The 23284-nt window shown below is 43.4% G+C and carries 22 protein-coding genes; 12 read left to right on the top strand and 10 right to left on the bottom strand.

The genetic code is table 11. The features are described 5' to 3' along the window. Positions 1-4: 4 nt before the first annotated feature. Positions 5-1477 (top strand): nicotinate phosphoribosyltransferase, encoded by a 1473-nt coding sequence (locus L5M18_RS06750; RefSeq protein ID WP_263196330.1) that lies wholly within the window; start codon positions 5-7, stop codon positions 1475-1477. Positions 1478-1634: 157 nt separating this feature from the next. Here the strand turns inward: L5M18_RS06750 and L5M18_RS06745 are convergent, their stop codons facing one another. The 5 genes from L5M18_RS06745 to L5M18_RS06725 all read right to left on the bottom strand — a co-directional run bounded on the left by L5M18_RS06745 (position 1635) and on the right by L5M18_RS06725 (position 5171). Beyond that, positions 1635-1895 carry a hypothetical protein gene (locus tag L5M18_RS06745; RefSeq protein ID WP_263196328.1) on the bottom strand — a complete coding sequence of 87 codons (261 nt, stop codon included), beginning with the start codon at positions 1893-1895 and terminating at the stop codon, positions 1635-1637. A 300-nt stretch (positions 1896-2195) separates the two neighbouring features. Next, a complete protein-coding gene (locus L5M18_RS06740) occupies positions 2196-2369 on the bottom strand; it encodes a hypothetical protein (RefSeq protein WP_006082106.1) in 174 nt (57 codons plus the stop codon). 727 nt (positions 2370-3096) lie between these two features. Then, the gene (locus L5M18_RS06735) at positions 3097-3819 is read right to left on the bottom strand and encodes a ChrR family anti-sigma-E factor (protein WP_263196326.1); all 723 of its coding nucleotides are present in this window, start codon (positions 3817-3819) and stop codon (positions 3097-3099) included. Next, positions 3812-4474, bottom strand: a complete 663-nt coding sequence (locus L5M18_RS06730) for a sigma-70 family RNA polymerase sigma factor (protein WP_263196324.1) — start codon at positions 4472-4474, stop codon at positions 3812-3814. Before L5M18_RS06730 ends, L5M18_RS06735 begins: the two co-directional genes overlap by 8 nt. 145 nt (positions 4475-4619) lie before the next feature. Further along, positions 4620-5171 carry an LON peptidase substrate-binding domain-containing protein gene (locus L5M18_RS06725; protein ID WP_263196321.1) on the bottom strand — a complete coding sequence of 184 codons (552 nt, stop codon included), beginning with the start codon at positions 5169-5171 and terminating at the stop codon, positions 4620-4622. A 101-nt stretch (positions 5172-5272) separates the two neighbouring features. On the opposite strand from L5M18_RS06725, the gene L5M18_RS06720 reads away from it, so the two are divergent. Both L5M18_RS06720 and L5M18_RS06715 read left to right on the top strand, forming a co-directional pair. Further along, entirely contained in the window at positions 5273-5887 is a 615-nt protein-coding gene (locus L5M18_RS06720; protein WP_263196320.1) for a class I SAM-dependent methyltransferase, read from the top strand. Positions 5888-6176: 289 nt separating this feature from the next. Next, a complete protein-coding gene (locus L5M18_RS06715; protein WP_105252200.1) occupies positions 6177-7121 on the top strand; it encodes a chemotaxis protein CheV in 945 nt (314 codons plus the stop codon). A gap of 184 nt (positions 7122-7305) precedes the next feature. Here L5M18_RS06715 and L5M18_RS06710 read toward each other — a convergent pair whose 3' ends face one another. Next, positions 7306-7947: a hypothetical protein gene (locus tag L5M18_RS06710; RefSeq protein WP_263196319.1), complete on the bottom strand. Its 642-nt coding sequence runs from the start codon at positions 7945-7947 to the stop codon at positions 7306-7308. 51 nt (positions 7948-7998) lie between these two features. Beyond that, positions 7999-8358, bottom strand: coding sequence for a DUF2750 domain-containing protein (locus L5M18_RS06705; protein WP_028759614.1), 360 nt, complete (start codon positions 8356-8358; stop codon positions 7999-8001). A 419-nt stretch (positions 8359-8777) separates the two neighbouring features. On the opposite strand from L5M18_RS06705, the gene L5M18_RS06700 reads away from it, so the two are divergent. Together L5M18_RS06700 and L5M18_RS06695 are read left to right on the top strand one after the other, a co-directional pair. Beyond that, the gene (locus L5M18_RS06700; protein ID WP_263163011.1) at positions 8778-10076 is read left to right on the top strand and encodes a lytic murein transglycosylase; all 1299 of its coding nucleotides are present in this window, start codon (positions 8778-8780) and stop codon (positions 10074-10076) included. Positions 10077-10214: 138 nt separating this feature from the next. Beyond that, entirely contained in the window at positions 10215-10703 is a 489-nt protein-coding gene (locus tag L5M18_RS06695) for a peptidylprolyl isomerase (protein ID WP_105252202.1), read from the top strand. A gap of 166 nt (positions 10704-10869) precedes the next feature. Here L5M18_RS06695 and L5M18_RS06690 read toward each other — a convergent pair whose 3' ends face one another. Next, complete coding sequence (locus L5M18_RS06690; RefSeq protein ID WP_263196318.1) at positions 10870-12813, bottom strand: M1 family metallopeptidase; 1944 nt, start codon at positions 12811-12813, stop codon at positions 10870-10872. 253 nt (positions 12814-13066) lie between these two features. Here L5M18_RS06690 and L5M18_RS06685 point away from each other — a divergent pair, with 253 nt between their 5' ends. The 4 genes from L5M18_RS06685 to L5M18_RS06670 all read left to right on the top strand — a co-directional run bounded on the left by L5M18_RS06685 (position 13067) and on the right by L5M18_RS06670 (position 19222). Continuing rightward, positions 13067-13294 carry a DUF3389 family protein gene (locus L5M18_RS06685; protein ID WP_006082094.1) on the top strand — a complete coding sequence of 76 codons (228 nt, stop codon included), beginning with the start codon at positions 13067-13069 and terminating at the stop codon, positions 13292-13294. Positions 13295-13386: 92 nt separating this feature from the next. Next, entirely contained in the window at positions 13387-14058 is a 672-nt protein-coding gene (locus L5M18_RS06680; protein ID WP_219255626.1) for an alpha/beta hydrolase, read from the top strand. A gap of 363 nt (positions 14059-14421) precedes the next feature. Then, positions 14422-16140, top strand: a complete 1719-nt coding sequence (gene ushA / locus L5M18_RS06675; protein ID WP_105252205.1) for a bifunctional UDP-sugar hydrolase/5'-nucleotidase UshA — start codon at positions 14422-14424, stop codon at positions 16138-16140. A gap of 421 nt (positions 16141-16561) precedes the next feature. Further along, entirely contained in the window at positions 16562-19222 is a 2661-nt protein-coding gene (locus tag L5M18_RS06670; RefSeq protein WP_263196317.1) for a TonB-dependent receptor, read from the top strand. Between the two features lie 89 nt (positions 19223-19311). Here the strand turns inward: L5M18_RS06670 and L5M18_RS06665 are convergent, their stop codons facing one another. Further along, the gene (locus L5M18_RS06665; protein WP_028759621.1) at positions 19312-19671 is read right to left on the bottom strand and encodes a TraR/DksA C4-type zinc finger protein; all 360 of its coding nucleotides are present in this window, start codon (positions 19669-19671) and stop codon (positions 19312-19314) included. 187 nt (positions 19672-19858) lie between these two features. Then, a complete protein-coding gene (locus L5M18_RS06660; protein ID WP_105253104.1) occupies positions 19859-20809 on the bottom strand; it encodes a tRNA-dihydrouridine synthase in 951 nt (316 codons plus the stop codon). Positions 20810-21076: 267 nt separating this feature from the next. On the opposite strand from L5M18_RS06660, the gene L5M18_RS06655 reads away from it, so the two are divergent. The 3 genes from L5M18_RS06655 (at position 21077) to L5M18_RS06645 (ending at position 23237) form a co-directional block, all read left to right on the top strand. After that, positions 21077-21505 (top strand): hypothetical protein, encoded by a 429-nt coding sequence (locus L5M18_RS06655; RefSeq protein ID WP_028759624.1) that lies wholly within the window; start codon positions 21077-21079, stop codon positions 21503-21505. A 116-nt stretch (positions 21506-21621) separates the two neighbouring features. Beyond that, positions 21622-22491, top strand: coding sequence for a DUF692 domain-containing protein (locus L5M18_RS06650; protein ID WP_263196316.1), 870 nt, complete (start codon positions 21622-21624; stop codon positions 22489-22491). Beyond that, complete coding sequence (locus L5M18_RS06645) at positions 22491-23237, top strand: DUF2063 domain-containing protein (protein WP_263196315.1); 747 nt, start codon at positions 22491-22493, stop codon at positions 23235-23237. Before L5M18_RS06650 ends, L5M18_RS06645 begins: the two co-directional genes overlap by 1 nt. Positions 23238-23284 lie beyond the last annotated feature (47 nt).

The raw sequence follows: 23284 nt of genomic DNA, 5'->3' as shown, positions 1-23284 counted from the left end.
TATTATGTACTTGAATCCCGTTACTGCTATTGATGGCTACAAAGTCGACCATCGTCGTCAATATCCCGATAATACTCAGGTGATTTTTAGTAACCTGACTGCCCGTAAATCCCGTCGTGGTTACACTGACCAAATGGTGTTTTTTGGCTTGCAATATTTTATCAAGCATTTCTTGATCGACAGTTGGAATCGTGATTTCTTTCAACAACCTAAAGATCAGGTCATTCGCCAATTCTCCCGCCGTATCAATAACTATCTCGGGCCGAATAATGTTGGCACTCAGCATATTGAGGAGTTGCATGATTTAGGCTATTTACCAATTAAAATTATGGCATTACCTGAAGGCTCAGTGTATCCATTAAAAGTGCCTTGCTTGATTTTGTACAATACCGATGAGCGGTTCTTTTGGTTGACCAATTATCTCGAAACCATCCTTTCCGCTAATGTGTGGGGCATGTGTACCAGTGCTACTACCGCGCTGCAATACCGCAAAATATTTGAGACTTACGCGCTAGAAACCGATGGTGACATCGCTTTTGTTGATTGGCAGGGTCACGATTTTAGTTTCCGTGGCATGTATGGTGCAGAGGCCGCGATTATGAGCGGCGCCGCCCATTTACTCAGTTTTACGGGCACAGATACCATTCCTGCGATTGATTTTCTTGAGCAATATTACCTTGCTGATAGTGATAAAGAACTTATCGGTGGCAGTGTGGCCGCAACGGAGCACAGTGTCATGTGTGCGGGTGGTATGGAGAATGAATTAGAGACGTTCCGACGTTTGATTGAAGATATTTACCCAACGGGCATTGTCAGCATTGTTTCAGATTCTTGGGATTTTTGGCAGGTGATGACAGAATTCACCTTAGCGTTAAAAGACCGCATTCTTGCCCGCGATGGCAAAGTAGTGTTTAGGCCTGATACAGGTTGCCCTGTGAAGATCATTTGTGGCGATCCACAAGCACCAATCGGGAGTCCCGAATATAAAGGCGCTATTGAGTGTCTGTGGGACGTCTTTGGGGGTAGCACAACTGCCAAAGGTTACAAAGCGCTGAATAGCCATGTTGGACTGATCTATGGCGATTCAATCACCATTGAACGTGCTGAAGCCATTTGTGCTGGCTTAAAGGCTAAAGGTTTTGCGTCAACTAATATTGTGTTTGGAATTGGCAGTTTTACCTATCAACACGTGACCCGAGATACTGACGGTTATGCCGTGAAAGCGACCTTTGCGAAAGTTGATGGTAAAGACAGAGAAATATTTAAAGATCCTAAAACAGATGATGGCACTAAAAAATCCGCTAAGGGTTTAGTGGCGGTATTTAAAGATGAGCAGGGTCAATTTTATCTTAAAGATCAAGCCCGCTGGCAAGATGTCAACAATTGCGAGTTTGTCCCCGTATTTGCCGATGGTGAACTATTAACGGAATATTCTTTGGCAGATATTCGCGCAAGGTTGGCAGAGTCTAGAAGTTGAGCCTATCGATTTGTGATTTTTAACGGCTATCGACAATAGCGAAGATAAAACTGGCAATGTGATTTCTATTAGGGTCATATTGTCAGTTAAGTTTTGAATTTATTTTAAGTCGCGTAAGTAAAACGCCCCATAAATAGTCAAATGCAAATACAAGCGATTAAGACAGTAACTGGTTCCGTTTAAGAATTTTATAGGTACGACGGCCAATGTTTTCGAGGTTTTTTAAATCTTTTAGGCTAGGCGCCACCTCACTAAATTGCCAATAACTGATTTCGGCATCTAACATTTCCAGCATTTTCTTCGAACAACCTAAACATTGTCCATGGCACAGTTGTGCTTCTTCTAAATTGAGTGGAATAGTCTCTTTGATCTGGTTTATCAAGGTTTGCATGGCAATTTGAGTATTGGGTTTTGGCATAGATGATGTGCTGAACAGTATTCATGTGTATGAATATTAGCGGATGCTGCAATGGAAAGAGGTGATCTAACGCTGGATTTGACTCATTTGGTTCGGCAGGTATCTGTGTGAGAGAGATACAGCCTGAACCAAATGTGCTCGTCATAATGACGTAAAAAAGGATAGCGTGTTCGTGACATTCGGCTATCAGTCTACTTAAGTGCTCGGTACTGCGAAGATAATGGAAACCGATTAAATACACTTGAGTAAACGGGTACTGCGGTATTAATTTTTAACTTATCGTTTTACTTACTTTTTGACTTATTTGTTCGCGGACAATAACCATTTCATAAAGCTGATGGCTTCTGTACGTTTAGAAAAAGTCTGTCTGTTTTTACCTTGACGATCGGTAAAAGCAATTGAGGTTTTATTTACTGAGATTGAATCTACAGGGAAGTTCACTGTAATTTCATGTCCATTAATTTTGTATGACATATGCCACACTCCTTTTTGTTAATTCACCCATAGGTGAGATAGTTGTAACTATAAAATATCCTTAGCAATTGTGCGAAAGATTCGTTCTATTGAGTATCGAGGTTACCCCATCTTTGATTCATTAATCAAGAGATGCTTAATCGATAAATATTTCATGTTGTCGATTACGTCAATGGAATAACTCGATTCAACCAGTTGACCATAGCTTAATGACAATACTATGACAACAAGGAGAACGGTAAGTTCACAGACATAACCACATGATTTTAGTGATATCGAATGATTGAGCTTATGGGGTTTTGCTTGTAGTAGGCTTTCTTTATGAGGACCGAACTCTGATTGCTAAATATCAGGCTGGGTTAAAAAGGTAAACAACAAGGTGTATCTCAAAACGACGTGCAGTATATCAATAAAAATGGCTTATGCAAGTTTAATTTTTATTCGATGTCATTATTTATTTGCTAATGTTGAATTAAAGTGTATTTTTCGCGACTATTCATTTGATTTAAATAGGAATTGTCAGGCCTGTTTATGGGTTCGTTTTTATTTTTGTGGTAATTGACTAAGGTTAATATTGCCGTTTTATAGGTAAATGTTATAAAAAATCCCACTAAAATAGGTCATTTTAATGGGATTAATCGTAGTCAGTTATGTAATGGAATTATTAAACTGAATTTATAAATGAATCTATACGTTTGCTCTTGTTTAAAAAGCTCAGTCAAAAGGTTTAATAAATCAGTTCACCTATGGGATTTAGTAGCTTACTCAGACCTTTGGTAAAATGCAGCGGTGCATCTAATACTGTGTAGCATAAGCAACCGTTAATGGTTTTCGGTGAGTGATGATGTTGGCCGTCAAGCACGATAAAATCACCTGGCACATAGTCACCATTAAGATCGGAAAACTCTCCGGCTAGCAATAGTGTTAGTTCATAACCTTTATGGGTATGTTGGGGGATTTCACCTTGGGCATCTATATGCAATAGGCTAGCGCGGGTGTTCGTTTCGTCGACATCAAAACGCATGCGACTGACTTTGCCTAATATTTGCCATGGACGGGCCAAATGCTGACGAAACACCGAGGGCACAGTGTAATGCTGTTGCTTTATGTTGACATCGATAGGGGCGTTATTAGGCACATTTGTCGCTGCCGGTTGAGCCATGATTTGCGCCATCATAGCGTCAATGTCCAATGCCGATTCTTGATTGTCGCCAGAGTGTTGCACCTCAACATACTCTCTGTGCATCAACTCTTCGCCCATATCATTTGCAGCATGACCGCCATCAGGATTTAATGCTAAATTTGCAGCTTGTTCTGTGAATAGGGCAAGCTGCTCTCGACAAGCCTCACATAGGGCGCAGTGTGCGGATATTGCTATCGCCATTGATAAAGGTAAGTTCCCATTAGCATGGCTCACGAGTAATTCTTGTTGGGGATGATGCTTAATCATTGTGTGTCTCCAAGAAGCTTTTCAACTTTTCTAGCCCTAATCTTAAACGGGACTTTATGGTCCCAATTGGTACCTTTAGGGCATCGGCTAGCTCTTGTTGAGTGAGTTCTTGCATGTAGATACCTTGCACGACTTGTCGTTGCGCTAGGGGAAGGGCATCAAGATGTTGGAGGAGTTTCGCCGTCAATTTATGATCAGTGAGTGTGTCTTGAGCCATGGTCGCATCGCACAGCGGCCAAATATCATCGCCAAAGGTATCTTCTTTATTGTGTTGTACTCGTCTCAGCATATCGAAACACTGATTACGCATTATGGTAAACACCCAAGTTGTCACTGAGCCTTTCTCTGCATTGTACAGATGGGCCTTAGTCCACACGCTGGTCATGGTTTCTTGAACTAAATCCATGGCTAAGCCTTGTTGATTCAGTCTTTGTAAACCAAAGGCGCGGATCTTGGGCATAAAATGCTGGAATAAATGCCCAAAGGCGGCTCTGTCTCGTTTGTCTGCTACTTGTAGCATAAACGTGATTAAAGCATCTGCTTGAGGCTCGCAGGTTTTAACAGCGGGAATGTCGTTATCCATAGCCGAATGAGTCAGAGACGTGATAGAGCCATGATACCGATTTTGCCTGCTTTGTGATTGAATATTTTCCATTATTTTCGCTCTTATCACAGTCGTTAGTCCTGATGTTGACATCAGTAACGACAACATTGAGAGGCTTGATTCGTTTCTGAGCCCAGTTTTACTGTCAAACTATCAATCAATACGGAGTGGCTTAAATAAAGGATCATTCACAGGGCTATTTTATCACGGCTCGCAATAGGTCTCGGGTCATAATATGATCTAAGGCATTAATGCAGGTGTACTTTTCGGAGGCTTGCACGGGTAATATTTCTAGCCAGCGTTGGCAGACCCAAGCAATATCTTCGAACTGTTCCGCTTGGTAGTGCTTGAGATGTTGCGGATATTCCTTGAGGATATTTTGTAACATTTGGCTCAAGTAACGCTCATCGGTCGCAATACGTGTCGCAGGCCAATTGTCGATAAAGCTAACATCGCCGCGCTTTAATCCATCGTCTTCGACACGGATTTCATTGAGTTTAAAGCGCTGCGCACCTTGAATACTGATCCCTAAAAAGCCATCGGGTAGGGTTTCAAAATCAATAATATGCACTAAGGTGCCTATGGGCTGAATGGTTTTACCATCCTCTTCAAGCATACATAAGCCAAAGCCTTGGCCTGACTTTAATGATTCGGCGACCAAGCGTTTATATCTAGGTTCAAATACCCGCAGTTGTGTGTAACCTTCGGGCAATAAACAAATGGGTAATGGAAAAAGAGGTAATTTCATCGTGGCCTCTGGTGAACTTATGTTCCTATCATTACGTACCATAATGGCAGTTCGATCAGTAAAATTATTCAACAGTAGTTTACCCATAGTGAGAGGATGGCATGAAATTAAATCCATTTGAGAAAAAGATCGTTCAGCATCCATTACGTTTTTGGCTACAAAATCATCTCGAAGCGCCCTTATTGACCTCTATGATGCCAAAACCTATGGCTTTGTGCGAACGCGCATTAGAAATAGGTTGTGGGTTTGGTAACGGCATTCAGTTGATCCGCGAACATTTTGGCGCGGGACATATCACGGCCGTGGATATCGACCCTGACATGGTTGCTGCGGCACAATCCCGCTGGCAATCTCGGCCGCAAGGGTTAAAAGGGCTGAGTTTCTCGGTTGCCGATGCTTCTAGTCTTCCCTTTGCCGATGGCGAGTTTGATATGGTGTTTGATTTTGCCGTATTCCACCATATTCCAGAGTGGCAAGCGGCCATTAAGGAAGTTGCAAGGGTGCTGAAACCGAATGGATACTTTGTGATAGAGGATTTATATCGTGCCGCAATTTGTAATCCATTGAGCCGACGCTTATTTGAGCATCCACAGCAAAATCGCTTTAATCATAGTGATTTGTTAACGGTATTGCGCCAGCTGGGATTTAAGATTGTCCGCGATAGAAATGCCTTTAATCTTGCGGGTATGGTGCTCGCCCAGAAAATATTGCGTTAGGCGTTAGAGTTGATGCTTAACCTAAATTGAATCGTTAGGATTAAATGATTGCGCTAGCACTAAGACCAAATATTAGCAATGTCGCGTATTATCTGAAGATATCAGCTTAGGGATATAGATATCTGCGATGCGCTAAACGAAGTTTATGGCCGAACTTTGCGAGAGTGGTTGTAATTTTTAGATAAAATAGACTCTCGGCATGGTTCTTCATGGGAGTTTACCGCTATAATTTGAGCTAATCCGTCGCATGTGGGGAAAGGATTTTCCTCAAGAGTAGAGAAGCAGCATTATGGCAAACGTACTTGCAACCGTAGATCAGCGTACCAAACTCGTTGGTGAGAACCGACTTGAGTTGTTGCTCTTTAGCATTAATTCCACGCAGTTATTTGCCATTAACGTCTTTAAAGTCAAAGAAGTTGTCAAGCTTCCTCCCTTGAATGCGATGCCGGGTAGTCATCCGCATATTTCTGGTGTTGCTAATATTCGCGGAATTTCTATCCCCGTGATTGATTTACGTTCGGCCATAGGGTTTAAGCCCGTGCCGCCTAACGAAGATGCCAATATGATCATCACAGAATATAACCGTAGTGTGCAGGGTTTCTTAGTCGGTAAGGTTGAACACATTATCAACATGACTTGGAGCGATATTATGCCACCGCCGAAAACGGCTGGGCGTAATAATTATCTAACGGCAATTACTCGCATAGAGCATCAAGGTCAGTCGCAGTTAGTGTCTATTATCGACGTAGAAAAAGTATTGGCGGAGATCATTCACTACGATATCCGTTTATCTGAAGGTGTACTCGACGAAACCTTAGTCCATGAAATGCCAGGTAGAAAAATTCTGATTGTGGATGATTCATCGACCGCCAGACGTCAAGTGCGTGAAACGTTAGGCCAACTGGGTATCGAAATTATTGAGGCATCTGATGGCTTACAAGCACTGACGTTATTGCAGAAATGGCGTGATGAAGGTAAACAAGTTGCCAAAGAATTATTGATGATGATTACCGATGCCGAAATGCCCGAAATGGACGGTTATAAGCTCACTTCTGAAGTGCGTAGCGATAAAGCTATGTCGGATTTATTCATCACCTTAAATACTTCGTTGAGTGGCAGTTTTAACCATGCCATGGTTGAAAAAGTGGGCTGTGATAAGTTTATTTCTAAGTTCCAACCGGATTTGCTGGTGGAAGTGGTGCAAGAAAGATTAAGACAAGTGATCAATCACTGATCGCATTTTGAGATTCGAACTATCGGTGATTGACCTTGAGTCGATCATCGATAGGTTCGGCGCTTTGAATGAACGCTTTAATAACAGTTTTTAATACGGTCTTTGAATCACATTCTTTTAACTGCTACCTTTTCAACTGCTTTTCTGCAAACATCTGCCAACCCACTACCTATAACTCGCTAGATTATAACGCTAATTCGGCTGCTACATCGTGTAATACTTGGCGCTTCATTTCTTTGGCGGCGGCGATATGGATACGGGCGAGCCTTAAGGCATAGTTGAATCTTGATCGACCGACGAGGCTTACCAGTTCGGCAAAAAACTGTGGATCTAAGGTGAATTGTGTCGAGTAGTACTGAATTGCGGCATTGACTGAATTAAAAGTCACGCCATCGAATTCAAAACCTGCGTTATAACCTTGGTCGTCAATTTCTTCGCCCTCTAATACCAGTGGCCAACCGGGCGCATTGATACGGTCGCGGGCAATTTGGTACATCATCCAAGCACTTTTTTTAAAACCTTCAAACACTTTGCAGGAGAATTCGGACTCAGCAAGCTCTTCTTCGGTCCAATTAATCCCAATGGCGAGGTGTTTCGCATAAATACGCATTAGTGCATCTTTGACGGCCATACGACAATCCCAAATGGAGCTAAGAGTATGTTGTTTGGCTAATCGCAAACATTCGCTGCAGGCGGGCACAGCTAACGAAGCATGTGGTGTATGTGTGTGTGCGATATATTCGAAGTGTTGATGGCTCGGTTCGCCACAAAACCAGCAAGTATGGCGTTTGTCGAAGGGAATATCGATAAGCGGAATAGCAGACATCAAGGAATGAGCACCTCAGTCCTTGATGTCATCAATGGCATACTGAAGCGATTAAACTTCTTCAACATCAACCAAATCTTTTGCTAAAACAATCGGATCAAGTTCAAGACAATCTTCATCGGTTTGCCAATCAACACCGATCAATACACCATCGTCGTTTAGATCTGAGACCCAATATTCTAGAAATTCTTCTAATGAAATAGAAACGGGTTGATAGTCGTGCCATTCGTCGCTGCAATGGGATTTTGCAGTAGCTTCATTTGACCATAATGGCATCACATCTGTGTCTTCAAATTCTGAAGAATCACAAACGACCCAGCCTTCGCCAGTTTCATCCATTAGACCCCAAAGCGTCTGATGTTGTTTTACATTTTTGATAAAGCCAGCCAAAGCCGCATTGATTTCAGTCATGATAGGTCTCTTTGATGTGTGCTGTTAACTTATCCATTATACGGTAACGTGCTGCGATACCAAGGGATTCTTTGTTAAGATTTTTTTTGTGTTGGATAACTGAGCAATAAGCCTATGCCGCAAGGTATTTATGGCGATAAGGATTGTGTTACGTGTCACTATGGGTCAGGATTATTGGTAATGAGTCGCCTTGGTACTGGCTATTTTACTGACTAAATGTGGCTCAGATAGGGGCTTTACGTGGCGGAGAAACATGTCTTCTATGCTCTTGGCCGTTAAAGGTGTTTTAGATTCTAACCTTTCACTCGTTATGCCAAGGCGAATATCTCTCTAGGGCAATTCCCTCTTGAAGACGGAATATTGTCGTGTTTAGCCACAACAGTGTGATTGTTGTGAGATCAAATATTGGAGTTGTTGATTTGATTAAAATTAAAGGGTTAACTTATCTGTTTGCGAGTATTGCCGCCTGTGTCAGTCTGAGTGCCTGTTCAAGTGCGCCAACGGCGAGTGCTAACGCAACCAGCACTAACGCAAGTGGCATTGCTGCTGAAGTCAATCAAATGCCCGATATCAGTGCTAGCGTACAATCTAATGCTGAGGCGTTTCCAATGTGCTTGACTGGACTGCAAGCGCGGGCACGTGCAGAAGGCCTGTCAGAGGCGACGATAAACTCTACCATTGCGAACTTGAAATTTGTCCCTCGAGTGATTGAGCTGGACCAACAGCAACCCGAATTCAGCCAGACATTTGATAATTATTTCAGTAAGCGCGCGACCGAATGGCGCGTCAATGAAGGCCGCCGTTTACTGCAAAAGCACAGTGTCTTACTTAATCAATTAGCGCAAAAATACGGCGTCCCACCGCAATATATCTTGTCTTTTTGGGGACTAGAAACGAACTACGGTTCCTATAAAGGCAAAATGTCGGTATTGAATTCGCTGGCGACTTTGGCCTGTGAGCCACGCCGTAGCAATTATTTCACCATAGAGCTGATGCAAGCCTTAAAACTGAAAGAAAAGTATCAGTTCGATGATGACACTATGGTGGGATCATGGGCAGGTGCTATGGGACATACGCAATTTATGCCTTCTGCGTATGCTAAATATGCGGTCGATGGCGATGGCGATGGTAAGGCCGATTTATGGAATAGCACCACAGATGCGCTCACTTCTGCCGCGAATTTTTTGCAGCACTTAGGTTGGCAGCGTAATCAGCGTTGGGGGCGTGAAGTCTTGTTGCCAAAGGATTTTAGTTACAGTCATTTAGGTGCGAAACAGCCCTTGTCGTTATCGGAATGGGCTGCGCTCAATGTAACGCAGTCGAATGGGCAACCTTTGCCTGCCGTCGATATTCAAGCTGCGCTGTATTTGCCTGCGGGACACACAGGCCCAGCCTTTTTAGGTTATGAGAATTTTAATGTGATCATGCGTTGGAATCGCTCCGAATTTTATGCCATTACGGTTGGGCACTTAGCCGATCGTATTAATGGTGGACAACCCTTGACGGTCAGTCCGCCTGAGCAACCACGCTTAAGCCGCGAGCAAGTAAAGCAACTGCAAACAAAACTGAACGAGGCTGGATTTGATGTTGGTAAGCCTGATGGTGTGTTGGGACGTAACTCTATGGCAGGGTTGCAAGCCTTTCAACGTAGCAAACAGATGATTGCCGATGGCTTCCCAAGCCCAGAGGTGTTTACTGCTTTAGGACTATCACTTTAGTTACTGTAGCCACTGTAACCAAAGAGCGCTCGCTGCAGGCTCTGAGTGCTTTGAGGCCGGATAAAAAAGTGGAGTGAAAAGCGCAGTTTTGTTAAGCTCGGCCCACAATTGAAATCGAAGAAAATCAAAGGATATTCGATGAGCATTAAAGACGATATGGTTGTGCAGTTTAACTACACACTGCGCGACGAGAAAGGTGAAGTGATCGAGACGAACGAAGGTCGCGATCCTATTGCCTATTTACACGGTCATGACAACATGATGCCAGGTGTAGAAAACGCGATAAACGGTAAAGCTATAGGTGAAAAGTTCACTGTGACTTTGCCTGCCGCTGAAACCTACGGTGAGCGTGTAGCTGATGCTGACGCACACCAACGTGTGTCAGTTAAGCATTTACTGGGTGCGACTGTGTGGAAACCAGGCATGACAGCTGTGGTTAATACCGACCAAGGTCAGCGCCAAGTGACTATCGTTAAAATGGGTAAGTTTATGGCGACTGTGGATGTAAACCATCCATTAGCCGGCCGCGAACTGACATTTGATATTGAAGTCGTAGGTGCACGTGATGCGAGTGATGAAGAAATCGCCCACGGTCATGCCCATGGTGCAGGTGGCCATCACCACTAATCTTTAGGCTTCAGGCTCGGCTTCGAACTTGGCTTTATCTGACTCCATGTGAGTGGAGTATAAGTTCAGTATGAGTTGAATGAATCGAGTCTTAAGACTGAATAGCAAAAGCCCAAACCTAGGTTTGGGCTTTTTGTTTTTATGGTGCTAATGGCTCTTTATCTCGCTAATGGTTATGTTCATGCTCGAGTGGTTTGTCGGCAAACATCATATCTAAGCTTGCTTGGGTTTGGGGATGATAACCAGAACGAGCGTTGAGATAGATACTCTTGGCCCAGTCGTATTTATCAGAGCTTGCTAGCTTTTGATATAAAGGCACGATTAAGCGCATGCGGCCAATATGGGTTAAGTGTTGTTTTAATGCGGGTAGTACTGCGTAATAGCCATTGTCTAGGGCCAGTGAATACCATGCGAAAGCGATTTCACTGTTGCCAGTGCCCGTAAAATGAAACGCCTTATCTAGCTCAGCAAGTTTGGCTTGGTCAAGATTGACTCTTGGCATTTCATTGATGAATCTTAACCACTGGTGGACTGTCCAAGTGCTGGTTTTCAACTCGCTTGCACTGAGTTTACCCTCGAGCCAAGTTTGTCTTTGAGCATCAATATCATCGAAGGCATGGGAATTGGGCGGCACAAGAAATGACGGTAAACCTTGACCTTCAATCCAAGTATCCACTTCACCTTCACTGACAAGATGGGGATATTTGTTTAATAGATTCAAAGATAAATATTCACGGAATTGCGCCGTAGTAATACTCTGAAATGCAAAATGATCGAAGTAGCTTTTCACAAAAGTGTCGAAGCGTTCACGGCCAAATTTTTGCTCTAAAAATATTAAGAACAACTGGCCTTTTACATAAGGGACACCGCTGAAGGCTTCGTCGGGCGAACGTTTACCGAGATCGAGATGTAGCACTGAATCGGCAGGAGTGAGCTCTTCAAGTTCGGCAAGCAATTCAGAGTAGCCGATGGTTTGCTCCATCAGTGCCCGGTCGCGGCCATAGAGGTCTTCCATGATGCGATTCTCAACATAGGTCGTAAAACCTTCATTAAGCCAGAGATCGCGCCAAGTGGCGTTGGTCACTAAATTACCCGACCACGAGTGCGCAAGTTCGTGGGCGATGAGGCTCACTAAGCTTTTATCACCCGCGATCACTGTGGGTGTAATAAAAGACAAACGCGGGTTTTCCATGCCGCCAAAGGGGAAACTTGGTGGCAAGATAAGTAAGTCATAACGTCCCCAAGGGTAATCGCCATAACGTTTAGCCGCGATTTTGATCATTTCTGGCGTGTCGGCAAATTCTTTGCTCGCTTTGTCGAGGATCTCTGGCTCAGCCCAAATGCCCGAGATGTTATCTAAGGGAGCAAACTTTAAATGTCCTGCCGCAATAGCAATCAAATAAGCTGGAATAGCCTGCGGCATAGTGAATTGGGTCTGAGTGCTCGACAGGGTCTTGCGATCGGCACTCATGACCACAGTGATGGCTTTATCGGCAGTAATTGTTGCGCTATAGGTTTGGCGAACGGCTGGCGTATCTTGCAGTGGGATCCAACTGCGGGCGTGAATCGCCTGACTCTGACTGAACATAAAAGGCAACTGTTTACCTTGGGTTTGCTCAGGGGTTAACCATTGAATACCAGACGGATTATTCGATGTGTGGTAATTGATTTTGACCTTTTGACTATTTTCATCAGCAAGTTTGATGGTCAGCGCCGCGCCTTTTACAGCGTCCGCTTTGGCTAACGTGAATGGCATGCTTTGCCATTTCCCCGCTGTATTTAAAGCACTTACGCTGTTAATCGTCAGATCTCGAGTATCTAAGATGAGTTCTTTCCCCGCCTTATGCCAAGCTAAATCGAGGGTGGCTTCACCGGATAAGCGGTTTTGCTTAAAATCAACTACAAGGGCTATTTCCAAATGACTCACGCTGACTTCAGTGTAATTGGCGTAGGTCAATGCATCTTGGTTCTGCTGCGTATCAGCTTGTACAACAGTGGCAGTAGGCTCAGTGGTTAAGGTATTTGGCGTGCTATTGGCATAAGCGCAGGGAATTAGTTGCAGGGCAAAGACTAGGGTGCTGTAAAGGACGGTTCGACGAAGTGAAAGCATTATTTATAGTAGCCTAATGATGAAGTATGTTAGTTCGAGTTTGGGGCGATAAGACCATCAATTCAGCTTGGTTTTCTGTTAACCCACTCTATTAGCGCAAAAGTTTACCTGATAATTCACTGGATTTGTTATCTCACTGTTAGCTCAAATGTAATCAAACTTTAATGGCTTGAATGCTGGTCAGGAAATGCCATCGGTAAAAGAGCACAAGTTTGCTATGATGACGGCGTTTTCACATAGGGCGGTTATCATAATGGTGTTAGATTTTTCGCAGGGTAAGTTAATCGTTACTGAGTTTGAGGTTCAAGTGCGCCTCAACGTTGCCAGTATCGTACTGCAAGCGAGTGCTGAGGATATCGGCTTGAGACGTCAGCCTCCTATGCTGATCGCCGATGGTGGCGGTGTACGTTGGAGCTTAGTATTGGACTCAAATGCTCAGTTACGTGCGATTCAAGATGTGCTGGGCATGGATGCTGAATAACCTGTGCCCGAGTGGTGATGAGTGTTTAACGTATAGATTTATCATCATTTTTTAGTTGATGAGTGTTTAATATCGAATTGGGAATTTTTAGTATGTCAGTTTCTCTTGAGCGTATTGTTGTCGAACCTAAGACTCCTGCTACGGCTGTGGTTATTTGGTTACATGGATTAGGGGATTCGGGGGCCGGATTTGCTCCCGTAGTGCCTGCATTAGGCTTACCTGTAGATCATGCTATTCGATTTATTTTTCCCCATGCACCAGAGCAAGCAGTGACCATTAATGGTGGCTACGTTATGCGCGCTTGGTACGATATTAAAAGCATGGATTTGCATGACAGAGCCGATATGCAAGGCGTGCTTGAGTCGGAAAAAAGGGTTGCCGCATTAATTAATGAACAAATCGCGGCGGGTATTGCGAGTCAACGTATCGTATTAGCGGGATTCAGTCAGGGTGGAGTAATGAGTTTATTCTCTGGACTGCGTTTCCCTGAGCCACTTGCAGGGATTATGGCGTTGTCTTGCTATTTGCCGACGGGCGATGTGTTACCCGCTGAATTAAGTGCGGCGAATCGCAATACACCCATATTACAGCAACACGGTCTACAGGATGATGTTGTACCATTATCCGCTGGAATGTTAGCAAAAGAAGCCTTAACGGCGGGCGGCTATCATGTTACGTGGCAGACTTATCCTATGCCACATTCTGTCATTCCTGAACAATTGAAAGCGATTTCTAAATGGTTATTACAGCGATTTGAAATGTAGACAAGTCTAATTGCTGATAAAAACAGCATGCGGTAAGTTGAAATTTACCCATGCTTGTTTTTTTAAAGGAACAATCGCGATGTTTTTTCATATTTCCTAAGTTATTTATAACAAACGATTAAAATCCATTTATTCCATTTTTATTTTGTATTCTCTAAATATATAAAAATCAGTCATTCAGCTTATTTTTTATATGAAACAAATCCTTCTTAAAATGCCCGCCAAATTTCATATAAATGTCAAGTTTTTAATAAAAATGACACAATTTATCTTTATTATTTGCTATTATCCGTGACGCTGAACTTGATGGAGTTCACGACAATCTTTCTATGATAAAATAATTAAAATCAAGGGGTTGATGTAATGAGACATATGCTTATTAAAGGATTAGTTGCAACTGCTGTTCTCGCTGCACTTGCGGGTTGTAATAATAGTGATGACGATAAAGTTCCAACAACGTGTGCTGAAGCGGGAAGTGCTTGTAAAACGTTTACCGTTTTACATACCAATGACAACCATGGCCGTTTCTGGGAAAACAGTGATGGTGAATACGGTTTAGCCGCTCAGAAAACTCTGGTTGATCAAATTCGTGCAGAAGTGAGTAAGAATGGCAGTCAAACCTTATTATTATCTGGTGGTGATATTAATACGGGTGTACCAGAATCTGATCTTCAAGATGCCATACCAGACTTTACGGGCATGAATAAAATTGGTTATGACGCCATGGCTGTTGGTAACCATGAGTTTGACAATCCGTTATCAGTACTTGATATGCAGCGTCGCCTTGCTGAATTCCCTATGTTAGCGGCGAACATTTACCGTAAAAATGCCGATGGTACTCTTGGTGAGCGTTACTTTGATGCCTATAAAGTATTTGACGTTAATGGTCTTAAAGTTGCTGTTATTGGTTTAACGACAGAAGACACTGCTAAGATTGGTAACCCAGAATACATTAGCGATCTAACATTCACCGATCCTAAGGTGGAAGTTGCTAAAGTGATTAAAGAAATTAAAGATGCCAAAGCGGCAGATATCATTTTCGCTACCACGCACATGGGTCATTACGCGGATGGTAAAAATGGTAGTAATGCCCCTGGCGATGTAGCTATGGCTCGCGCATTGAAAGAAGGGGATTTACAAGTTGTTATCGGTGGTCATTCACAGAATCCAGTGTGTATGGAACCGGGAACTGACAACAAAGCTTATGCAGCCTTTAAGCCTGGTGATGCATGTGCACCTGATAAACAAAATGGCACTTGGATCATGCAAGCCCATGAATGGGGTAAATATGTTGGCCGTGCAGATTTTGAATACTTTAACGGTGAACTCCATCTAGCGAGCTACAAGCTTGTCCCTGTGAATATGCGCAAACTGGATGATGCTGGTAAGAAAACTGCTGACTTAGCTGGCACTAAAATTGAACCGGATTCAGAGTTAAAAGAGCTGCTTTCTTACTATCAAGAGAAAGGTCAAGCTAAGTTAGACGAAGTCATTGCGACAACGGATGCCCTGTTAGATGGTGAGCGTGCAAACGTGCGTAATAAGCAAACTAACTTAGGCCGTATGTTAGCGATGGCACAAAGTGCTAAAGTGACTGCTGATTTTGGTGTAATGAACTCAGGCGGTGTACGTGCATCTATCCAACCAGGCAACATTAGTTACCGTGACGTGCTGACTGTTCAGCCATTTGGTAATATGGTTACCCTTAACGAAATGACGGGTACTGAAGTTGCGGCTTATTTAGGCGCAGTCGGCAGTCTTCAAGTTGGTTCTGGTGGTTATGCACAAATCACTGGTGTGAAAATGACCATTGACTGTGTGGCTAAAACAGCCAACATCAGCGACATCGGTGGCAAGGATTTTAGCCCAACAGCCACTTATAAGTTCACTGTACCTAGCTTTAATGCTGCGGGTGGTGACGGTTATCCTAAACTAACCAGCCCAATTCAAACGGGTTTTGTTGATGCTGATTTACTCTATTCTTTCTTGAAAGAGAAACAAGTGATTAAAGCTGCTGACTACAATCCTGTAGGCGATATTGTTTATGAGAACTCAAAAAGTGTTGAAGGTTGCCAACTTTAAGTAATCAATCATTACTCAGTGTTTCAATATTAATGCCACTCAAATGAGTGGCATTTTTTATGGTTAATTAATATTTAACTAAGTGTAAATTAATATTCAGCGTTTTATTTGCGATACACTTTGATTCATTTGTGGCGTGAGTTTCTCGGTGTTCTTTTGGTTAACAATTGATATTTATTGTATCAAATTAAATATTTAATATATTCAACAGGTCTGCATTGCTTAACCCCATGATGTATATCCGGATATCTTATATTCAAGTTGATTTATTTTGTGTCAATTTGTTTTGATTTGAGATTAATTGTTTTTAATGGTTGACTTAGATGTTGCGCATTAACATTATCCCTACAGCGAAATAGAGTTCGCTTGCCAAATATAAAAATAACAAACATAGGGTTTTATTTACCTCAAGGAGAGATTAATGCGCTATTTAAGTTTAACGGCCAAAGCCGTTCGTACTAGTTTAATTACAGTGGCGACAAGCAGTGTGGTTTTTTCTGGAATAGGCTTTTCTGCAGCGGTAAGTGCAGCAGAAGAAAATGCGAAAGTTGAACGCATTGAAGTGACGGGTTCTCGTATTAAACAAGTTGATATGGAAACTGTTTCACCCGTGACTGTCATTAATGCTGCGGATATTGCCATGACGGGTGAAAAAACCGTTGCTGACGTATTGAATAACTCCGCGATAAACAGCTTTGGTTCTTGGCGTGGTATTTCTGGCTATGGATCAGGAGCAAGCTCAACCAGTGATGTCAATTTACGTGGTTTAGGAGCGTCTGCGACATTAGTGTTATTAGATGGACGCCGTATGCCGGGCACGAGTTCGAGCTCTGGCTCTGTGGCCGATACATCTTCTATCCCTATGGCTATAGTGGAGCGTATTGAAATCCTGCGCGATGGCGCCTCGGCAGTATATGGTTCCGATGCGGTTGCGGGTGTGATAAACATTATCACTAAGAAGGAGTTTGAAGGGTTTCAACTCGATTACAGCACTGAGCAGCCAAGTGTGGAAGGAGGCGATGCCAACCGTTTATCACTTGCAACGGGCTTTAATACTGATAAAGGCAATATCACGCTAACCTATGAATATTATGATACTAAAGCGGTAATGGATCGTGATATTTGGCGAATGGACGATTCAAGTTATAACGCATATAGTGGATATAGCTCAGTACCAAACGGTAAATATGGACCAGGCAACGGTAGCTGGTATAGTAATTCAGATATATGTGAAAAAACGGAAAATACCATAGACTCAGGTGATGGTCGTTGTTTATATAACCATGGTAATGTCACTAAGTTATTTGGTGATCAAACCCGTAATTCGCTGTTATCTAATTTCTCCTATGAGATTTCAGAGAATATAAAATTCCGAGGCCGTGCTTCTGCTTCATTAGCAGAAACTGAAACCCGTTATGCGGGTACGCCAGTATCAACGAATACCCCTGTGATGAGTGCCGATAATAAGTTTAATCCAGTTGGCGAAGAATTAGTGATTTCTATGCGAGGCGCGCAACTTGGCGAGCGAGATACATTAACTGAAACCAACAACTTTGATATTCTAGGTGGCTTTGTTGGTACAATAGATTCAGGGAATGGTATCGACTGGGAATTAAATGCCCAGCACGCAACATCGACGACAAATAGTTTTAATTATAATTTACTGAACGACGATATTATTCAGCAAGAAATTGATTCAGAGCAATATGATATTTTCAATACCTCTGGAATGAGTTATGAGCAGTGGGATCAACAGATGACAGATCTGTATCGTAAAGCTGCGCATACTGGGGTTTATCAGGGCAAATTTGAAAGTACTCAATTGGATGGTCTTGCTTCGACCTTACTGCTCGATGACGGTGATCTTTCAGTCGCTATGGTCGGTGGTCTTGAATATGAAATGATCAAGTTTAAGCAAACCAGTGATCCAGAATCGGCCGCGGGTATTATCTCCGGCGGTTCGGGGGGGGATGATGTGGATGCCACACGTGACCGTAGCGCCGCTTATTTGGAACTCCAAGTAGGCTTACCTGCCAATGTTGAGTTTTCTGCCGCAGTACGTTATGAGCGCTATGAGCAGGAAGGAACTCTCACAGGGCCTCAGGGGGAAGTTGTTAATTCATCGACCTTCGATGCCGTAGTGCCTAAGTTTGGTTTAAGCTGGCGTCCTATAGACACGTTATTACTGCGTGCTAGCTATGGTGACTCATTCCGTGCGCCGAATATGAGCGAAATGTTCTCGTCTCAATCCTTGAGTTTTGAGAAGGGTGTTGATTCTTTATGGTGTAATGAACCTGGTAACGTGGATGCCATATATTGCGCGACTAATAATCAACATAAAACCTGGTATGGAGGGAATCCTGATCTAGAGGCTGAAGAGGGTAACTCGTTAACCTTTGGCGGCGTTTGGAATGTCACTGACGCATGGAACTTGGAGTTATCTTATTACTCAATCACCTATGACAACAAAATTGAGTCAATTGATGTGGATGATATCCTGCGTGATGAAATCAAGAATGGTTCTTCTCCCTATGTGACGCGCGGTCCTGATGGCAAGATTGAATATATTGAAGCCGGAGTTCGTAACTTAGCTACAGTTGAGACCTCAGGTATCGATTTTGTTACGGCTTATAACTTAGAAACAGGCTTTGGGGATTTCAATTTCAAACTGGATTTAACTCATGTGCTTGATTTTAAAAAGCAGGATAACGCTGAAGCAGACATGATCGACTACGCAGGGTCGACTGACTCGCCCGATTGGCGCGGTAACTTTGCGACCAGTTGGAAATACGATGATTTTTCTGCCGCATGGACAGTTGTTTATATCGGTAGTCAATCAGCAAGTTATTTCAATGAGTTAGAAGAAACCGACCGTTATGTTTATTACGATAATTACTTTAAACATAATATTCAGTTTGGTTATACCCATGCTTATAACGGCTCTATCACAGTAGGGGTGAATAATGTGTTTGATGCTGAAACACCAAACTATTACACCTACGCCGATTATCGCGATGTGAATGTGGGTTTATATGATGTGTTAGGTAGAACGTATTACCTGAGAATAAACCAGAAGTTTTAGGTTGTCCGCCCTCCCTGGATAACTCAAACCTCCGCTTGCGGAGGTTTTTTTGCTTATAAGGCAGTTTACTGGGTGTCGAATGAGCGCTATCAATGCGTGAGGCGCAGTTCGTGGCGGTGTTCATGCTGATAATGCTCGGCGCAGGAGGTGCAGCGTTGTTCGGTGGGATCTTGGCTTAAGCGTTCGCTTTCAATTTCTGCCTCACAATCCGAGCAAAGACCGTAGAGACCTAAGTCGAGCTGGCAAAAGGCGGCATCAAGTTTATTTAATCGGCAAAATAGTGGGTGTTCAGCCAGTGGTGTCTGAGCCAATTTATCAATTAATTCTGCCAGACTCAGGCTAGCGTAATGCTCCCCTATGGCTTCGAGGAACAGAGGGAGCGCGCCTATTTCTTTCCTTAGATTAGCTTCAAGCTCTGACAATTCATGTCTGATATGGGTGGTGCTCACGTAAAATCGCCTATTTCATTTGACTCTAGGCGTCCAGTCTAATAGTTCCACTATCAACGACTATGATAAAGATCAAGTATCTGCCACATTTTCGGTTTTTTAGCCGTTAAAAATCGAAAAAGTACTTCATTCTTATCGCATTATATGTGCTACGGCAAAAGCCCTTTTATCACATATATCGTTGCGATTATTCGTCGCATAAGTTCCGTTGCGCTGTTTCTAATACGCGGACAATTTCTTCCGTTGTTTTAAAGACTCGCAGTTCCCTAAACAAGGTATCGGCTTCGGGATATTGACGGTTGAGATAGGTAAACCACTGTTTGATCCGGGCTGGATAATAGTCACTTTTACGGCCATTGAGTTCCCTTTGGGTATAACTGAGCATGAGCCCTAAGGTTTGCGCCCAAGTATAAGGAGTGGCTCCTGTCTTGATAGTATCAGCCAAGTTCGGCAATGAAATTGCCCCGCGGCCGATCATGATACTGTCGCAGCCCGTGACCTCGATACAACGCTTAGCATCGTCACTGTTCCAAATTTCACCGTTGGCGATCACCGGGATCGGCAAACGTTTGCGCACTTCGGTGATGTATTCCCAGTAGGCTGGCGGTCTGTAACCGTCGACTTTACTGCGCGCATGGATGGCAAGTTCAGTTGCACCGGCTTCATACACAGCAATGGCGTTTTCCATAAACAGTGACTTATCTTCGTAGCCCAAACGTATTTTGGCCGTTACGGCATGCTCTTTTGGTACTGCTTGACGCATGGCTTTGACAATATCGTGCACACTCTCAGGATATTGCAATAATACGGCGCCACCTTTACTGCGGTTAACAATTTTTGCTGGACAGCCAAAGTTTGCATCAACACCGTGTGAGCCTAGCTCAATGGCACGCAGGGCATTTTCGCCCATACATTGGGGTTCTTGACCAAGCAATTGTACTCGTACTGGCGTACCTGAAGGGGTGTTGCCGTTGTTGAGCAGTTCAGGACACAGTTTGAGAAAGACCTTTTCAGGCAGCAGTTGGTCTACCACTCGCACAAATTCGGTGACGAGCAAATCGTAGGGATTGATGGTCGATAGGATGTCACGCATCAAAGCGTCTACTACGCCTTCCATTGGAGCCAAAATCACACGCACTGCAGTAAACCCATATCTGTTGCAAAGGGCGAGCATTCTACCTTATCAGCCCTAAGTTACAAAGTGGCCTTGTGAAGGAGGATGAATAGGTACGCCAATAAATAAAATCCAAGCTAAACTGATTGTCCTAGCAGGATATTTTTACCATTTCTGTGACTTAGTGATATTTTTTGCAATAGAATCGAAATAAGGCAGGTCTTTTGTTGTAAGCCAGCTACTTAAACTGTTGTTGGTCATTATTACTCAATAAACAAGAAGGGATTATTTATGAATTCAGTTAAAAAAACAGCAGTTGCAGTAGCGTTAGGTTCAGTTGTGATGAGTTCAGCTTTTGCTGTCAATGCACAAACTAACCCATTTGGTTTTGAAGCTATGGATGCGGGCTATCAAATTGTCGGTTCAGAAGGCAAATGTGGTGAAGCCAAATGCGGCGCAGACATGAAGAAAGCCGCCGCTGAAAAAGCCAAAGAAGGTAAGTGTGGTGAGGCTAAATGCGGTGCTGAGATGAAAAAAGCGGCTGCAGATAAAGCTCATGAGGGGAAATGTGGCGAAGCGAAATGCGGTGCTGACATGAAGAAAGCCGCTGATAAGGCCCATGAAGGTAAGTGTGGTGAAGCGAAATGTGGCGCTGATATGAAGAAAACCGCCGAAAAAGTGGATGCTAAAGTCGAAGCCGTTAAAAAAGAAGTGAAGTAAAGCGGGTTTGTTTTATCCCTGCAGTTATTGGGATAATTGAGCCTAAAGAGGCCAGCCAGCGCTGGTCTCTTGTGTTTTATTCTTAAGCGATTACAGGTTAGCGTTCGTGAGGTTCTATGAATGATCAAAAAAATACGGCACAGGTAGGGCTGGGATTAAGACGAGAAATGCTCAGTGAATTTTGTTTACAGGTGCCTGATGCTATTAATTTTTTTGAAGTAGCGCCTGAGAATTGGATGACCTTAGGTGGTAAATTTGGCCGCCAATTTCGTGAGTTGACTGAGCAACATACTTTCTACTGCCACGGTTTGAGTTTATCCATTGGTAGCCCTGAACCCTTAGATCTCGCGTTTGTAAAAAATATCAAAACCTTTATGGATTTACACCAAATCCAAGTCTATTCCGAACATTTAAGTTATTGCTCAGGGCAAGGTCACTTATATGATTTAATGCCTATCCCTTTTACCGACGCTGCAGTGAAGCATGTGGCGGCGCGGGTTAAGCAAGTAGAAGATATTTTAGAGCGGCCGCTCATTTTAGAAAATGTGTCTTTTTATGCCGCTCCAGGTGCGCAAATGACAGAACTTGAATTCGTTAATGCCGTGCTGCAAGAAGCAGATTGTAAACTGCTACTGGATGTGAACAACATCTATGTGAACTCGATAAACCATCAATACGATGCCGATGCCTTTTTACAGGCCATGCCGACGGAGCGCATCGCCTATTTGCATATTGCTGGGCATTACAAACAAGCTGAAGATCTGCTCATTGATACCCATGGCGCCGCCATTAACGATCCCGTCTGGACATTATTACAGCGCTGTTATGCTTTGCATGGGGTAAAACCGACTTTGCTTGAGCGTGACTTTAATTTGCCGACAACCGCTGAATTGTTGCTCGAGATAAATCAAATTCACGGTTATCAAATGGCGGCGTCCAACTCCCATGCCCAAAATAGCGCTCATGCCGTAAAGAGGAGCGCCTAATGGATTTTAAGCAAGTGCAGCAATCCTTTATCGATTATATCCGCGATCCCTCTTCGCCATTGCCCGCGGATACTGATGTCCGGCGTATGCAGGTTTACCGCGAGTTATTTTTTAATAATGTGCTGGGATTTGTGTCGAACGGCTTCCCCGTGCTTAAAAGTTTGTATTCTGAGGAGGAATGGCTGACTTTGGTGCAGCGTTTTTTCAGTCAACATGATTGCCAATCGCCCATTTTTATCGATATCGCGGGTGAGTTTTTAGATTTTTTACAGCAGGAATATCAGCCTACGGCAAATGATCCTGTTTTTATGCTCGAATTAGCGCACTATGAATGGCTAGAGTTGGCCGTTGCGGTCGCACAGGCGAGTGAGGATGAATCTCAACTCAGCTCAGCGCAAATGTCGACGCAGGCTTTATGTTTGTCGCAGACGGCGAGGGTAGCGCAGTATCATTTTGAGGTGCAGCACATTCGTCAGGATTATCGTCCGCAGCAACAACTCGATACGCCAGTGTTTTTTTGTCTCTATCAAGATGCCGATTGTGAAGTGTGCTTCTTACAGTTAAATCCCTTAAGCGCGCAGGTGCTGGCATTTCTTCAAGCTCAAGGCCAAGCGGGTTTTAAAGAGATAGTTGATTGGTTAACAACTACTTATCCTCAAATGGCGCCAGAGATTATTGAACAAGGTTGTATGCAGTTACTCGAGCAATTAGCGGCCAAAGGGATAGTGCGCGGACGTCAGTCTTAAGGTTGGGATAATTGCCGAAATAAATGCAATAACCCTACATTTAGAGG

Origin of the sequence: Shewanella sp. SM20, from assembly GCF_025654545.1 — a bacterium.
GTDB lineage: Bacteria > Pseudomonadota > Gammaproteobacteria > Enterobacterales > Shewanellaceae > Shewanella > Shewanella oncorhynchi.
This window is presented reverse-complemented; position numbering and strand designations above follow the sequence as displayed.